This window comes from Microbaculum mangrovi (assembly GCF_051390635.1).
Taxonomy (GTDB): domain Bacteria; phylum Pseudomonadota; class Alphaproteobacteria; order Rhizobiales; family Tepidamorphaceae; genus Microbaculum.
On sequence record NZ_JBPODT010000004.1, the window covers coordinates 544295 to 559603 of the forward strand.

Below are 15309 nucleotides of genomic sequence, written 5' to 3' on the forward strand. Positions count from 1 at the left end.
GCTGGAGCGATGAACAAGACCGAGAACCAGAAGGCGTGGCTGTTCGTGCTGCCGGTGGTGGCGCTGGTCGCCTTCAACGCCATCATCCCGCTGATGACGGTGGTCAACTACTCGGTGCAGGAGACCTTCGGCGACAACACCTTCTTCTGGTCGGGCATCATCTGGTTCGAGCAGGTGCTGACGTCCGAGCGCTTCCACGACGCGCTGGGCCGGCAGATGCTGTTCACCTTCCTGATCCTGGTGATCGAGGTGCCGCTGGGCGTGGCGATCGCGCTGGCGATGCCGCGCAAGGGGCCGTGGGTTTCGGTCTGCCTGGTGCTGATGGCGCTGCCGCTGCTGATCCCGTGGAACGTGGTCGGGGCGATCTGGAACATCTTCGCGCTGCCCGACATCGGCCTGCTCGGCCGCATGCTCAACGGCATGGGCTTCGACTACAACTACACCCGCCAGCCCCTTTCGGCCTGGTTCACGCTGATCCTGATGGACGTGTGGCACTGGACGTCGCTGGTGGTGCTGCTCACCTATGCCGGCCTCGTCTCCATTCCCGACGCCTACTATCAGGCCGCCAAGATCGACGGCGCGCGCGGCTGGGCGATCCTGCGCTACATCCAGCTGCCGAAGCTGAAGCGGGTGCTGACCATCGCGATCCTGCTGCGCTTCATGGATTCCTTCAACATCTACACCGAGCCGTTCGTGCTGACCGGCGGCGGGCCGGGCAACGCGACGACGCTGCTGTCGATCGACCTCGTCAAGATCGCACTCGGCCAGTTCGACCTCGGACCGGCCGCGGCGATGTCGCTGGTCTACTTCCTGATCATCCTGCTTCTGAGCTGGGTGTTCTACACGCTGATGATGAGAAATGAGGCGCAGCAATGAGACAGATGCGCTTCCTCGTCCCGACCCTCTACATCCTGTTCCTGATGCTGCCGATCTACTGGCTCGTCAACATGTCGTTCAAGACGACCAACGAGATCCTCGGCTCGTTCACGCTGTGGCCGGCGGACTTCACGCTGGAGAACTACGAGAAGATCCTGACCGACCCGACCTGGTACATGGGCTACGTCAACTCGCTGATCTACGTCACCATCAACACGGTGCTGTCGGTCGGCGCGGCGCTGCCGGCGGCCTACGCGTTCTCGCGCTACCGGTTCATCGGCGACAAGCACCTGTTCTTCTGGCTCCTGACCAACCGCATGGCGCCGGCGGCGGTGTTCGCGCTGCCGTTCTTCCAGCTCTATTCGGCGGTCGGCCTGTTCGACACCCACCTGGCGGTGGCGCTGGCGCACACGCTGTTCAACATTCCGCTGGCGGTTTGGATCCTCGAAGGCTTCATGTCGGGCGTGCCCAAGGAGCTCGACGAGACCGCCTATGTGGACGGCTATTCGTTCGGCCGCTTCTTCACCCGCATCTTCATTCCGACGATCGCCGCGGGGATCGGCGTGGCCGCGTTCTTCTGCTTCATGTTCTCCTGGGTCGAGTTGCTGCTCGCCAAGACGCTGACGGCGGTGGACGCCAAGCCGATCGCGGCGACGATGACACGCACGGCCTCGACATCGGGCTACGAGCTCGGCCTCCTGGCCGCCGCGGGAACGCTGACCATCATTCCCGGCGCATTCGTCATCTATTTCGTGCGCAACTATATCGCCAAGGGCTTCGCCCTCGGGCGGGTTTGACCGGGAGGCGACGATGGGCCTGAGCTGGATGGCGTGGACGTGGCCGACGGCGGCGTTCTTCGGCTTCGTCGCGCTGTGCCTGGTGACGATGACGGTGTGGGAGCTGAAATCGCCGGGCGGGGCGCCGCGCCACGGCATTCTCGGCCTCGATACCACCCGCGGCGACCGGCTGTTCATCTCGCTGCTCGGCTCGGCCTTCATCTTCCTGGCCTGGCTCGGGCTGATGGGGCCGCCGCTGTGGGCGCCGCTCGGCATCGCCATCGTCTGGGCGGTCCTGGTGTTCCGCTACGTCTGAACGTGAACCCGTGACCGTTCCGGCCCGGGACGCCCGATAGTACGCCGGCGGTGTTGCCGTGAACCCGGCCCGGCGCTAGCCTCTAGCTCATCGGCTCCCAAGAGCGGAACAGGATGTCCCATGAAATTCGGTATTGGCGCCTCGCTGCGACGCAAGGAAGATTCCGCGTTCATCACCGGACAGGGCAGCTATCTGGCCGACAGGGTTCCCGACGGCAGCGCCTGGGCGCAGCTGGTGCGAAGCCCGATCGGCCATGCGCGTTTCCGGATCGAGAACCTCGACGACGTCAAGGCCATGCCCGGCGTCGATGCCGTGCTGACCGCCGACGACGTCGCCCACCTCAATCCCAGCCCCTGCGTCGGCCAGGCGCCGAACTCCGACGGCTCCAAGCTCGAGGTGCCGCCGTTCCCGATCCTGGCGACCGACACGGTGCGCTATGTCGGCGACGCGGTGGCGATGGTCGTCGCGCGCACGCCGGCCGAGGCGCGGGACGCCGCCGAGGCGCTGATGGTCGACTACGAGGAGCTGCCGGCCGTGGCCGACATGGCCGCGGCGCTGCAGGACGGCGCGCCGCAGATCTGGCCGACGCGCAGGAACAACATCGCCTACGACGCCCATGTCGGCGACAAGGACGCGACCGACGCGGCCTTCGCCAAAGCGGACAGGATCGTCACGCTGGAACTGGTCAACAACCGGCTCGTCACCAACTACATGGAGCCGCGCGGGGCGATCGGCAGCTACGATCCGCAGAGCGAGCGCTACACCCTGATCTGCGGCTCGCAGGGCGTCGGCCTGGTCAAGACCGTCCTGGCCGGGATGATCTTCAAGGCCGACAAGGACAAGTTCCACATCATCACGCCGGATACCGGCGGCGGCTTCGGCACCAAGCTGTTCGTCTACCGGGAATATCCGCTGGTGCTGGTGGCCGCCGAGATGATCGGCCGGCCGGTGACCTGGATCAGCGACCGCAGCGAGCATTTCCTCGCCGACAGCCACGGCCGCGACAATCTCACCAGGGCGGAGCTGGCGCTCGACGCCAAGGGCCGGTTTCTCGGCCTGCGGGTCGACACGCTGGCCAACATGGGCGGCTATCTCGCCCAGTTCGGGCCGTTCGTTCCCTATGTCGGCGCGGGCATGATCCCAGGCCTCTACCGGTTCAAGGCCGTCCACGGGCGGGTGCGCGGCGTCTACACCAACACGGTGCCGACCGACGCCTATCGCGGCGCGGGCCGGCCGGAGGCCGCCTACATGATCGAGCGGCTGGTCGACAAGGCGGCGCGCGAGCTCGGCATCAAGCCGGACGCGCTGCGCCGCAAGAACTTCGTCACGCCCTCGGCGATGCCCTGGAAGACGCCGACCGGAAAGGTCTACGATTCCGGCGAGTTCGACGGCCACCTGCGCCAGGCGATGGACCGGGCCGACTGGACGGGCTTCAACGCCCGCCTGCGGACGAGCCGGAAGGCCGGCAAGCTGCGCGGCATCGGCCTTGCCACCTATATCGAGGCGTGCTCAGGCGGCGCGGCGGAAACCGCGCGCGTCGCGCTCAACGGGGACGGCGGCGTCACGGTCTTCGTCGGCACCCAGTCGACGGGCCAGGGCCACGTCACCGCCTATGCCCAGATCGTCGCCGAACGCCTCGGCCTCGATCCGCAGAACATCTCCGTGGTGCAGGGCGACTCGGACGCCTACGAGCACGGCTCGTTCACCGGCGGATCGCGGTCGATCCCGGTTGGCGGCGCGGCGGTCTCGGTGGCGGCCGTCAATCTCGGCGAGCGGATCAAGGCGAAGGCGGCCGACATGCTGGAAAGCGCGGTCGGCGACCTGGAATTCCTCGACGGCACGGTCCGCATCGCCGGCACCGACCGGGCGGTGGGCTTCGCCGAGGTCGCCGAAAAGGCGGCGGCGGACGGCGACAACATGAAGGAGACAGACAGCTGGGCACCGCCGGAGGCGACCTATCCGAACGGCAGCCATGTGGTCGAGGTCGAGGTCGATCCGGATACCGGCCATATCGACATCGTCTCCTACACGGTGGTCGACGATTTCGGCGTGCTGCTCAACCCGATGCTGCTCGCCGGCCAGGTGCATGGCGGCATCGCCCAGGGGATCGGCCAGGCGATGCTGGAGCGCACGGTCTTCGACGAGAGCGGCCAGCTGTTGTCGGCGACCCTGCAGGACTATGCCCTGCCGCGCGCCGACGTGATCCCGGACATCGGCTTCGAAACCCGCAACGTACCGTGCAAGACCAACCTTCTGGGCATGAAGGGCGCGGGCGAGGCGGGCGCCATCGGCGCCTGCCCGGCGGTGGTCAACGCCGTCGTCGACGCGCTGCACCGCGCCGCCGGCATCGTCCACATCGACATGCCGATGACGCCGGAACGGGTCTGGCGGGCGCTCAAGGCGGCGCAGGCGGCATAGGGACGCGCGCCTGCTTCAAGGGGGGACTATGTGGCGCGACCGTCTGGGCCCTGGATCAAGTCCAGGGCACGCGCCTCGTCGTGCCGGGGGCGCCATGCCACAGGATAGGCCTCGTGCGGTTCGCGTAGAGGGCGAATTCCGTGGCGAAGGTGGCGTGATACGGCCCGAGATTGCCGGGTCAGGCCCGGCAATGACGTAGGAGGGTGGGCTAAAGTCTCGCCCCCTTTGCGCGTCATGCCCGGACTTGATCCGGGCATCTCCGTGCCACGCGACCAGCCGCATGTCCCGGACGCGATCCGGAACCCATGCCGTTCGTCTAAAGCGAAAATTCCGCGACCATCGGCGCGTGCAGCGATTCCGGCGGTTGCGCGATGCGGCCGTAGGCGACGAGTTCGTCCTCCAGCATCTCGTTGTGGATCCGGACCTCTTCGAGATGGCCGAACAGGGCGCGGCTGGCCAGGATGTGGTCGAGGACCTGCGGCCGGCCGTGATGGAGCACGGTGAAGCGGCGGTCGGCGGCAAGCCCGCGCTCCACCGGCGTCAGCACCCGGCTCGCCAGGCGGCCCGAGCCGGTATCGTCCTCCGCCGCGCAGGCGATGCGCAGGGCGGTATCGTGATCCTCGGCGTTGAAGTCGCCGCAGACCGCGATCAGGGCGTCGGGATCGGTATCGAAGATCCGCTCTATCGCCAGCCGCAACTCGAGCGCCTGTCCGCTGCGTTTCATGGCCGCCAGGAAGAAGCCCTCGGCCCAGCCGGATATCGATTTCCAGGCGAAGGGGCCGGATTTCTGCCCCGGCACCGCGGCGGCCAGCGGCGCGCGCAGGTGGAGGTTGAAGACCGTGAGCGGCGCACCGCCCGGCAGCTCCACGACGAGGCGCTGGATCGGCCGGTCCCAGCCGACGGGGAAGGGCGCGGTGTCGGCCGGCTCGGCGGTGGTGCGGATCCAGGTCGGCGGCGTCACCAGCGACTGCCGGATTTCCTCGCGCTCCAGCACGGGGTAGCGCGAGAGGATCGCCAGATTGTGGACGTCGGCCGGCCCCCTGCCCTTGAGCCCGGCGGTGATGTCGAGCGTGTAGTCGGCGTAGGCGGTGCCTTCGACGAGGCGGAACAGGTCGACGGGCCGGCGCACGCCCGCGACCTTCGTCTTGGCGTTGATCTCCTGCAGGCAGAGGATGTCGGCGCGCAGCCGCTCGAGCTGGGGCCTCAGCACCGCGATGCGCTCGTCGATCGGGGCGGCATCGTCGTCGTCGCTGCCGAGGTTCTCGATGTTGAAGGTGGCAAGGCGCATGCGAGCGGTCCGTCTTTGTGGCGGCTGGCAGCGTAGCCCGAGTTGGCGACGGATTGAATCTCGGCTTCAGTGGAAATTGCGTCCCTTAGGCAGGACGGCGTGGGTCGCCCGGGCGAGTTTCTCCAGGTCGCCGCCAAGCTCGGGCGCGTCGGCGAGCAGCCGGCCGAGGCGGGAGCGGCGGGCGACCTTCTCGTGGATGTCGGGAACCGGCCGGCGCACCTCGTCGCAGCGGGCGAGCGCCTCCAGGTCGGTGCCGTCGTCGCCGAGGGTGGCGAGCAGCGGCGTCAGGTCGTCGATGCGCTCGGCGACCAGGTGGATGACGTTCTGCTCGTTCTGCAGGCGCCCGGTGGCGGCGATCAGGCGGGCGCCGATCACCTGCGCGCGGAAGCGCTCGAACACTTTCGGCCAGACGATGACGTTGGCGACCGCCGTCTCGTCCTCCAGCGTCATGAAGATGACACCCCTGGCCGAGCCCGGCCGCTGGCGCACCAGCACGAGGCCGGCGACCGTCAGCCGCCGGCCCGGCCGCGTCGTCCGCAGGGTCTCGTGGCGCACCGCGCCGAGGCGGGTAAGCGGCGCGCGCAGGAAGCTCGCCGGGTGGGCCTTCAGGGAGAGCTTGAGGAAGCGGTAGTCGTTGACCACCTGTTCGCCGAGCGGCATCGGCGGCAGGTCGACATCCGGCTCGCGGCGCAGGTCCGCGTGATCGGCCGCCTCGAACAGCGGCAGGCGCCCGGTCTTCCCGCTGGCGGCCGGGCCCCTGTCGAGGCCGCGCGCCGCCCACAGCGCGGCGCGCCGGTCGAGGCCGATCGAGCGGAAGGCGTCGGCGTCGGCGAGCCGTTCGATCGTCCTGGCCGGCAGGCCGGTCCTGAGCCACAGGTCGCGCAGCGAATCGTAGCCCGCGCCGCGCTTCTCCTCGATCAGCCGCGCCTCCTCCTCGCCGATCCCCTTTATCTGCCGCAGGCCGAGCCGGATCGCGTGGTCCGACCAGATATCGGCGCGCATGTCGGCGTGCAGGGGGTGGAGACGCGCCGCGGCGGAGCGGGCGTGGCCATGCGTTGCGAAGCCGGGACTTGCGGTCCCGCCTTCGCGACCCCCCTCCCCGTCCCTCCCCCGCAAGGGGGGAGGGGGTTCCGCGTCGCCGATGGTGGCGGGCATCTCACTCATGCCCTGACCAGCAGCGTCCGTCGGGGATGCAATTTCGGGATCGCCGGGCGGCATATGCCGCTCTCCCCCCTTGCGGGGGAGAGCTGGAGAGGGGGGTAGGCGCAGAGCCTCGGCGAGCCGGTGCAGTGTGCCGTCTAGGTTCTCCAGAACCTCGTTGTTCCAGAAGCGGAGTACCCGGTATCCGCGCGATTGGAACCAGGCGTCGCGGGTCGCATCGGCGGCGGCATGGCCGGCTTCACCGTGCTGGCCACCATCGAGTTCGATGACGAGGCGGCGGTCATGGCAGACGAAATCCGCGATGAAGTGTCCCATCGGAACCTGCCGGCGAAACGAATATCCCTGAAACCGGTTGGCCCGGAGAACCGACCAGAGCCGCCGCTCCGCGTCGGTCATGTCGCGCCGGAGCGCCCTGGATTTTTCGCGCAGGCCCTTGGAGACCGGCGCGTGCGCGGCGGGGCGGGCGTGGCCATGCGCTGCGAAGCCGGGACTTGCGGTCCCGCCTTCGCCACCCCCCTCCCCGTCCCTCCCCCGCAAGGGGGGAGGGGGGCGATCGCCGCGCCGGTCCCCGGAAGCACGGCTTTCTGTGCGAGACGGTAGCTCCTCGAATGGCGGTGTTCGTATAGAGGGCTGCGGCATGGGGCCCTCTCCCCCCTTGCGGGGGAGAGATGGAGAGGGGGGTGGCGGGACGGGATGCTCGTCCGGCGCGTCCGGGCCCTCGGGTTCCAGCGTGTTGTCCCAGCCGGACAGGTTGATGTCGACGGGGTGGACGCGGACGCCGTGCTCGATGGCGTCGCGGACGATCTGGGCCGGGGCATAGAAGCCCATCGGCTGGCTGTTGAGCAGCGCGGCGGCGAAGACATCGGGGTAGTGGCACTTGAGCCAGGCCGAGGCGTAGACCAGCAGGGCGAAGCTCGCCGCGTGGCTTTCCGGGAAGCCGTATTCGCCGAAGCCCTCGATCTGGCGGAAGCAGCGCTCGGCGAAGTCGCGGTCGTAGCCGCGCCGGACCATGCCCTCGACCATCTTGGCCTGGAACGTGCCGATGGTGCCGACACGGCGGAAGGTGGCCATGGCGCGGCGCAGGCGGTCGGCCTCCGATGGGGTGAAGCCGGCGGCGACGATGGCGATGCGCATCGCCTGCTCCTGGAACAGGGGGACGCCGAGCGTCTTGCCGAGCACCTTTTCCAGTTCGTCGGGCGGGCCGTGCTCGGGCGAGGGGGCGGGGAACGCGACAGGCTCGAGGCCCTGGCGGCGGCGCAGATAGGGGTGCACCATGTCGCCCTGGATCGGGCCCGGCCGGACGATCGCGACCTCGATGACGAGATCGTAGAAATTCGCCGGCTTCAGCCGCGGCAGCATGGTCATCTGGGCGCGGCTCTCGACCTGGAAGACGCCGATGGAATCGGCCCGCTGCAGCATGCGGTAGACGGCGGGGTCCTCGGCGGGGATGGTGGCGAGCGTCAGGTCGCGGTCGTAGTGGCGCCTAAGCATGTCGAAGGCCTTGCGCACGCAGGTCAGCATGCCCAGGCCCAGCACGTCGATCTTCAGGATGCCCAGCGCGTCGAGATCGTCCTTGTCCCATTCGACGACGGTGCGGTCCTCCATCGCCGCGTTCTGGATCGGCACGGTCTCGTCGAGCCGGTCCCTGGTGATGACGAAGCCGCCGACATGCTGGGAGAGATGGCGGGGAAAGCCGACGATCTCGCGCGACAGCGCCAGCATCTTCGCCAGCGAGGCATCGGCGGGATCGAGGCCGCGGCGGCGCACGTCCGTTTCGGTGATCGCGGAATCCGACCAGCCCCAGATGGCGCCGGCGAGCCCGCCGACGGCATCCTCCGACAGGCCGAAGGCCTTGCCGACCTCGCGCACGGCCGAGCGGGCGCGGTAGCTGGTGACGGTGGCGGCGAGGCCGGCGCGCGCGCGGCCGTACTTCCCGTAGATGTACTGGATCACCTCTTCGCGGCGCTCGTGCTCGAAATCGACGTCGATATCGGGCGGCTCGCGCCGTTCCGCCGAGATGAAGCGCTCGAACAGCAGGTCCATGCGGGCGGGATCGACCTCGGTGATGCCGAGACAGAAGCAGACGGCGGAATTGGCCGCCGAGCCCCTGCCCTGCGCGAGGATGCCGCGCGCGCGGGCGAAGCGGACGATGTCGTGCACGGTGAGGAAATAGGGGGCGTAGTCGAGCTCCCCGATGAGCTTTATCTCGTATTCAATTAGGTGGCGTACTTTATCGGGTAGCCCCTCCGGATAACGCTGTCGCGCGCCTTCTTCGGTCAAGCGGATCAATGCCGCCTGCGGTGTCGGATCGGTGCCGGTGGGCTCGTCCGGATAGGCGTAGCGCAGTTCATCGAGGGAAAAAGAAATTCGGCTAATCAATACCGAGATCCGCGAGACAGCCTCCGGGTAGCCCCGGAACAGGCGGGCCATCTCGGCCGGGGGCTTTAGAAATCGCTCAGCATTGCCCGCCAGTAATAAGCCGGCTTTGTTAATCGGGGCGTGATTACGGATGCAGCTCACGACATCCTGCAGATGGCGGCGGTCCGGAGCGTGGTAGAGCACGTCGTTGATGGCGAGCAGCGGCGTGCCGCAGCGGGCGGCGAGATCGGCCTGAACCGCCAGTTTTCCGCGGTCGTCGCCATCATAGGCGAAGCGGGCGGCCAGGTGCACGGCGCCGGGGAAGTGCTGGGCCAGCGCCCGCAGGGGATTTTCCAGGGAAGGTGGATGTTGGTTAGTCGGATTGTTATTTTTCGGAGATAAAAGTAAGCCGTCATAGCTTGATGCCCCCGGTACAACCGCGAGAAGGATACCCTCACCCCATTCCGACAGGTCGGCGAGTGTCAGACGGCAGTCGCCCTTCTCGGCGCGGCGGTTGCCGATGGTGAGCAGCCGGCACAGCCGTCCATAGGCGGTGCGGTCCTGCGGCCAGGCGAGGATATCGGGCGAGCCGTCGCAGAAGACGAGCCGGGCCCCGACGACGATGCGGAGGTTGCGCTCCTTCGCCGCCACATGGGCGCGCACCACGCCGGCGAGCGAATTGCGGTCGGCGATGCCGAGTGCGGCGAGCCCGAGCGCGGCGGCGCGGTCGACCAGCTCTTCCGGATGCGAGGCGCCGCGCAGGAACGAGAAGTTGGTGGCCGCGGCAAGCTCGGCGTAGGGCGGCGGCGATCTCATCCGAACAACCCGTGCAGATACCAGCGCGGCGTTACCGTCTCGCGGTCGTACAACCCGGCGCGATAGACCCAATAGCGGCGCCCCTCCTCGTCCTCGACGCGGAAATAGTCGCGGGTGAGCGCCTCCGCCTCCCCGTTGAACAGTTTCGGGGCCCACCATTCCGGGGCGATGCGCTCGGGCCCCTCGATGCGCGCGACGGCGCGCAGCACGCGCCGCCAGCGGAAGCGCACTGGCGGTCCGTCCGGCACCTCGGCGATCGCCTCGATCGGCTCGGGCCGGTCGAGCAGGCGCAGCGGCCGTTCCGGCGCGCGCCCGGGGCCGCGCTCGGGGCCGGGATCGCAGTGGGCGGCGCGCTGCGGCCACATGGCGGCGCCGGCCGCGACGCCGGCCACGGCGGGGCGTGCCGTGACCGCAAGCTCGGGGATATGGCTTTCGTGGCGCACCAGCCGCACCACCCGGGTGTGGCCGAGCCGGGCGGTCAGCCGGTCGGCGAGGCGGGCGAGCGCCTCGGCATCCTCCGCCCGGCTCTCTCCCGCCAGATCGCCGGCGGTGGTCTGGGCGGCCTGCAACGGCTCCACGGCCTCGGCGGCGAGGCGGACGCGCTCGATGCCCTCGCCGGTATCGAGGTCCTGGTCGAAGGTGCCCAGGCGCTCGATCAGCAGCCCCGCCAGCCGGGCGGGATCGCGGCTCGCCCGGCTCAGGCCGACCGCGATGCGGAACGCCTTGTTGTCGATGCGGAACAGGGTGAGGGCCAGCCGCCGCGCGCCCTGGCCGTGACGCGACAGCGGTTCGGCGAGGCCCTCGCCAAGCGCCCGCGCCACCCGCTCGATATCCTCGACAAGCCGGATCGGCTCGGCGAAGACGCGTTCGACGACGAAGACCGGCGGCGGCCTGAGCGGCGACAGCGGCTCGTCGGCGCGGCCGAGCGCGCGGTCGAGGCGGGTCAGCAGGCCGGACCCGAAGCGGGCGGCCAGGGTGGACGGCGGCATGTCGACGAGCTGGCCGATGCGCTTCAGGCCGAGCCGTTCCAGCATCGAGACGGTTTCCGGCTCGGCGTCGAGCGTGGCGACCGGCAATCCGGCGACGGCGCGCGCGTTGCCGCCCGGCGGAACGATCGTGCCGGATGCCGTCCTGGCCACGGCGCGGGCGGCGGCGGGCGTGTCGGCGACGGCCGCCTGCACCGTGAGGCCGCGCCCTTCGAGGCGCCCCGTCAGGTCGGCGAGCAACGCTTGTTCGCCCCCGAACAGATGGGCGCAGCCGGTGATGTCGAGCACGAGGCCGCTCGTTCCGCCGGGGGCGTCGAGGGCGACGAGCGGGGTATAGCGCCCGGTCCATTCGGCGAGGGCTTCGAGGGCGCGGCGGTCGCCGTCGGGATCGGCCTCGACGGCGTCCAGCGCCGGCACGCGCGCGCGGGCGTCGGCGAGCGTCAGGCCCGGCTCGAGGCCGGCATCGGCGGCGGCCGTATCGACTGCCATCAGCCGGGTGGCGTTGCCGACGGTCGCGATCGTGGCACGTGGTGCCGCGCGCAGGGCCGCGCGCGGCACACTATCCGGTTCGGCGGAAGCGGAGGACGGCGGTGTCCTGCGCGAGAGTTCCTTCGCGAGTCGCTCCACCGGCAGGCGCGGCAGGCGCAGGGCGAGGAAGCGCCGGCCTGATGTCGCCGGCGTCGGCGGAAGCGAAGAGGCGTTCATCGGGTCTCCAGGTCAGGGCGAAGCGGCCGCCGGGGCGGGCGGCGTTGCGTTCGAGATCGACCGCCCAGGCGGGCGGCGGCAGGGCCCAGGCGGGGGGCAGGGCGAACGCGGCGGCGTCCGGTCCGGCCAGGGCGAGGGGGGCGACGCGCCAGCGGGTGCGCGCCGCGCTCAGGCCGTCGGCGGTGCCGGGGCGCACCAGCAGGGCGGTGCCGCCATTCCGGGCGGCCCTGAGCGCCAGCCGCCGCGTCGCGGTCAGGTCGACGACGGCCGGGTCGCCGCGGATCTCGGCGACGACGGCCGACAGCGCCCGGCTCGCAAGTCCTTCCTCCGCCGCCCACAGCGCCTCGCGCGGCCGGCGCGTCTCGACGAAAAGGAGCCCGCCCGGATCGAGGCCGAAGGCGGCAAGCCCAGGCCCGTAGGGCCGGCCCCATTCGCCGGCGCCGTCGACGGTGGTGACGATCAGCGCCGGCCGGTTCGCGGCAAGGCGGGCGGCGAGCGCCAGGGCGAAGCCGAAGGCGAGCGGCCCGTCGGCGTCGGCCGAGCGGACCTCGTGTAGCGCGCCGCGCCGCAGGCCGCCGCCGAGCACGGCGTCGAGTTCGGCGACCCCGAGCAGCACCGACGGCGCCGCAGGTGTGCGTTCCCCGGCCGCGCCGGCAGCGGATCCGGCCTCCAGCCGCGCGATCCGCGCGCGCAGGGTGCCGATATCGGCAACGGTGTTGCGATCGGTCAGGGCGCGACCGGCAACAGCGTCGCCATCGGGCGGGGCATCGGGTTCGGGTGCGTTCGACACAATGGGTCTCCGTTCCGGGCGAGCGGTGTCGCCGCCCGGTGTCAAGGCAAATGTTCTATGTTTGTTCTAATATGGATTCCACCGTTTGGCGGCGGAGTCAATCGTTGGGTGGCTTAAGCAAGGCCCGAGCAGAGATCGCTCCGTACACTCCGTGTCATTGCCGGGCTTGTCCCGGCAATCCACCAACACAGGTCCGCGTGCAAGGCGCAAAGACCGGGTTTATGGCTACCCGGACCCCGTCCCGGCATGACCGCAGAAGTGTTTGGCTAAACGCAATAACAGGCTCACCAAACCGTCACGCGCATTTGGAATAGCCACAGTCAAGGCAGGCGAGGCAGCCCTCGCGATGGTAGAGGCTGGGATGGCCGCAGCGCGGGCAGGTGGCGCCGGCGCCTTCGGGAATCACCGCCTCCGCCTCCCTGTCGCCCGACTCGCCCCGAGGCGTGCCCGTCCCGGTGCGCGCGGGCGCCAGGAAGCCGATGTCGACCATGTGCTTCTCGAGGACGTCGGCGATGGCGGCAAGCAGGCTGGGCACGTAGCGGCCGTTCATCCAGTGGCCGCCGCGCGGATCGAACACGGCCTTCAGCTCGTCGACGATGAAGGACACGTCGCCGCCGCGGCGGAACACGGCGGAGATCAGCAGCGTCAGCGCCGCCGTCCAGGCGTAGTGCTCGACATTGCGCGAGTTGATGAAGATCTCGAAGGGCCGCCGCCGGCCGTCGCGGATGATGTCGTTGATGGTGATGTAGAAGGCATGCTCGGTGTCGGGCCAGCGCAGCTTGTAGGTGAAGCCCGGCAGAATCGTGTCGCGCTTCAGAGGCTCGGTCAGGCGCACGACGGCCGCGCCCTCGGGCGGAACCGCGCGCGCCGCCTCCCGCGCCGCCACGGGAACCGCGGGCGCGGGCAGCGGCAGGCTCGTCTGCTTGTCTTCGGCGGGCGCCCCCTCGGCGGACACCGCCTCGCCGACGCTGAGGACGGAGCCGGTCACCGGGTTCGGCCGGTAGGTGGTGCAGCCCTTCAGGCCCAGCGCGTAGGCGCGGGCATAGACGTCCTTGAAGGCCTCGAAGGAGATCTCGCGCGGCACGTTGATGGTCTTGGAGATCGAGGAATCGACATAGGGCTGCAGCGCCGCCTGCATCCTGAGATGCGCGTCCGGGTCGAGCGTCTGGGCGGTGACGAAGGCCTCCGGAGGCTCGGGCGGCGCGTCCCCGCCGGCCCTGGCCCGGTAGAGGCGCCAGGCATAGTCGCTAACCTCCTCGTCGCGGCGGCTGCCGTCGGGCATCAGCACGGCCCGGCGGTAGGACAGCGAGAAGATCGGCTCGATGCCGGAGGAGACGTTGTCGGCGAACAGCGAGATGGTGCCGGTCGGGGCGATCGAGGTGACGTGCGAGTTGCGCAGGCCGTTCGCGCGGATCGCCGCGCGCACGTCCGGGTCGAGCCGGGCGACCGTCGGGCTCTTCAGGTACGGCGTCCTGTCGAACAGCGGGAAGCAGCCCTTTTCGGCGGCGATCTGCGCGCTCGCGCGATAGGCGGCATTCTGGATGACGCGCATCCAATCGCCGGCAGCCTTGGCCGCGTCCTCGCGGCCATAGACGAGGCCGAGCATGGCCAGCGCGTCGGCCAGCCCGGTGACGCCGAGCCCCAGGCGCCGCTTGGCCTTCGCCTCCTTCGCCTGCGCCTCCAGCGGATAGCGCGAGATGTCGACGACATCGTCGAGGAAGCGGATGGCGACGGCGACCGCCTCCGCCAGCCGGCCGGTGTCGAGGCGGGCGGCGTCGCCGAACGGGTCGACGACCAGGCGGGCCAGGTTGACCGAGCCGAGCAGGCAGGCGCCATAGGGCGGCAGCGGCTGCTCGCCGCAGGGGTTGGTGGCGTGGATCGTCTCGCAATAGGCGAGATTGTTCTCGGCGTTCACCCGGTCGATGAAGATCACGCCGGGCTCGGCATAGTCGTAGGTCGAGCGCATGATGCGGTCCCACAGCGCCCGCGCCCGGACCGTCCGGTACACCATGCCGGCGAAGACGAGGTCCCAGTCGGCGTCGGCCTCGACCGCCGTCATGAAGGCGTCGGTAACGAGGACCGAGAGATTGAACATCCTGAGCCTGGCGGCGTCGGCCTTGGCGTCGATGAACAGCTCGATGTCGGGATGATCGCAGCGCAGCGTGCCCATCATGGCGCCGCGCCGGTGGCCGGCCGACATGATGGTGCGGCACATGGCGTCCCAGACCTCCATGAAGCTCACCGGGCCGGAGGCATCGGCGCCAATCGACCTCACCAGCGCGCCCTTCGGCCGCAGCGTCGAGAAGTCGTGGCCGATGCCGCCGCCCTGCTGCATGGTCAGCGCGGCCTCGCGCAGGTTGGTGAAGATGCCGTCGAGGTCGTCGGGGATCGCGCCCATGACGAAGCAGTTGAACAGCGTCACCTTGCGGCCCGTGCCGGCGCCGGCGAGGATGCGGCCGGCCGGCAGGAAGGCACCGGATTCCAGCATCTCGCGGAAGCGTTTCGCCCAGGTCCTGCGGGATTTCGCCGGTTCCGCCGCCGCGACCGCGTCTGCCACGCGGCGAAAGGTGTCGGACACGGTCTTCTCGACCGGCGCGCCGCTCTCGTCGCGCAGGCGGTACTTCATGTCCCAGATCTCGCCGGCGATGGGCGAGGGGACGATGGGCGATGGGTTCCGGGCGTCGCCGCCGGATGTCCTGCGGGCCATGACGAACACTCGTCGCGCGTCGGGACATCGTTCCCGACCTTACCAATATCGGGCCAAAGACGTTTAAGGTCAATGAATGTTCTTGGTTTGTACTATCTTGCCGCCGCAAAGG

9 protein-coding genes are annotated in these 15309 nt (G+C 69.7%); 4 read left to right on the forward strand and 5 right to left on the reverse strand.

The window, feature by feature from the left end:
- The first annotated feature begins 9 nt into the window (after positions 1–9).
- The 4 genes from ACSF9G_RS19320 to ACSF9G_RS19335 all read left to right on the forward strand — a co-directional run bounded on the left by ACSF9G_RS19320 (position 10) and on the right by ACSF9G_RS19335 (position 4386).
- Complete coding sequence (locus ACSF9G_RS19320; RefSeq protein ID WP_436643759.1) at positions 10–876, forward strand: carbohydrate ABC transporter permease; 867 nt, start codon at positions 10–12, stop codon at positions 874–876.
- Positions 873–1673, forward strand: a complete 801-nt coding sequence (locus ACSF9G_RS19325) for a carbohydrate ABC transporter permease (RefSeq protein WP_261615819.1) — start codon at positions 873–875, stop codon at positions 1671–1673. The genes ACSF9G_RS19320 and ACSF9G_RS19325 overlap by 4 nt, the downstream gene beginning before the upstream one ends.
- Positions 1674–1686: 13 nt before the next feature.
- Entirely contained in the window at positions 1687–1968 is a 282-nt protein-coding gene (locus ACSF9G_RS19330; protein WP_436643760.1) for a DUF2160 domain-containing protein, read from the forward strand.
- A 120-nt stretch (positions 1969–2088) separates the two neighbouring features.
- Positions 2089–4386 carry a xanthine dehydrogenase family protein molybdopterin-binding subunit gene (locus ACSF9G_RS19335; protein ID WP_436643761.1) on the forward strand — a complete coding sequence of 766 codons (2298 nt, stop codon included), beginning with the start codon at positions 2089–2091 and terminating at the stop codon, positions 4384–4386.
- A gap of 316 nt (positions 4387–4702) precedes the next feature.
- On the opposite strand, the gene ACSF9G_RS19340 is transcribed toward ACSF9G_RS19335, so the two are convergent.
- The 5 genes from ACSF9G_RS19340 to ACSF9G_RS19360 all read right to left on the reverse strand — a co-directional run bounded on the left by ACSF9G_RS19340 (position 4703) and on the right by ACSF9G_RS19360 (position 15197).
- Complete coding sequence (locus tag ACSF9G_RS19340; RefSeq protein ID WP_436643762.1) at positions 4703–5674, reverse strand: endonuclease/exonuclease/phosphatase family protein; 972 nt, start codon at positions 5672–5674, stop codon at positions 4703–4705.
- Between the two features lie 66 nt (positions 5675–5740).
- Positions 5741–10009, reverse strand: coding sequence for an error-prone DNA polymerase (locus ACSF9G_RS19345; RefSeq protein WP_436643763.1), 4269 nt, complete (start codon positions 10007–10009; stop codon positions 5741–5743).
- Positions 10006–11622 (reverse strand): Y-family DNA polymerase, encoded by a 1617-nt coding sequence (locus ACSF9G_RS19350; RefSeq protein WP_436644040.1) that lies wholly within the window; start codon positions 11620–11622, stop codon positions 10006–10008. The genes ACSF9G_RS19345 and ACSF9G_RS19350 overlap by 4 nt, the downstream gene beginning before the upstream one ends.
- Positions 11555–12490, reverse strand: coding sequence for an ImuA family protein (locus ACSF9G_RS19355; protein WP_436643764.1), 936 nt, complete (start codon positions 12488–12490; stop codon positions 11555–11557). The genes ACSF9G_RS19350 and ACSF9G_RS19355 overlap by 68 nt, the downstream gene beginning before the upstream one ends.
- Before the next feature lie 295 nt (positions 12491–12785).
- Positions 12786–15197, reverse strand: a complete 2412-nt coding sequence (locus tag ACSF9G_RS19360; RefSeq protein ID WP_436643765.1) for an adenosylcobalamin-dependent ribonucleoside-diphosphate reductase — start codon at positions 15195–15197, stop codon at positions 12786–12788.
- Positions 15198–15309 lie beyond the last annotated feature (112 nt).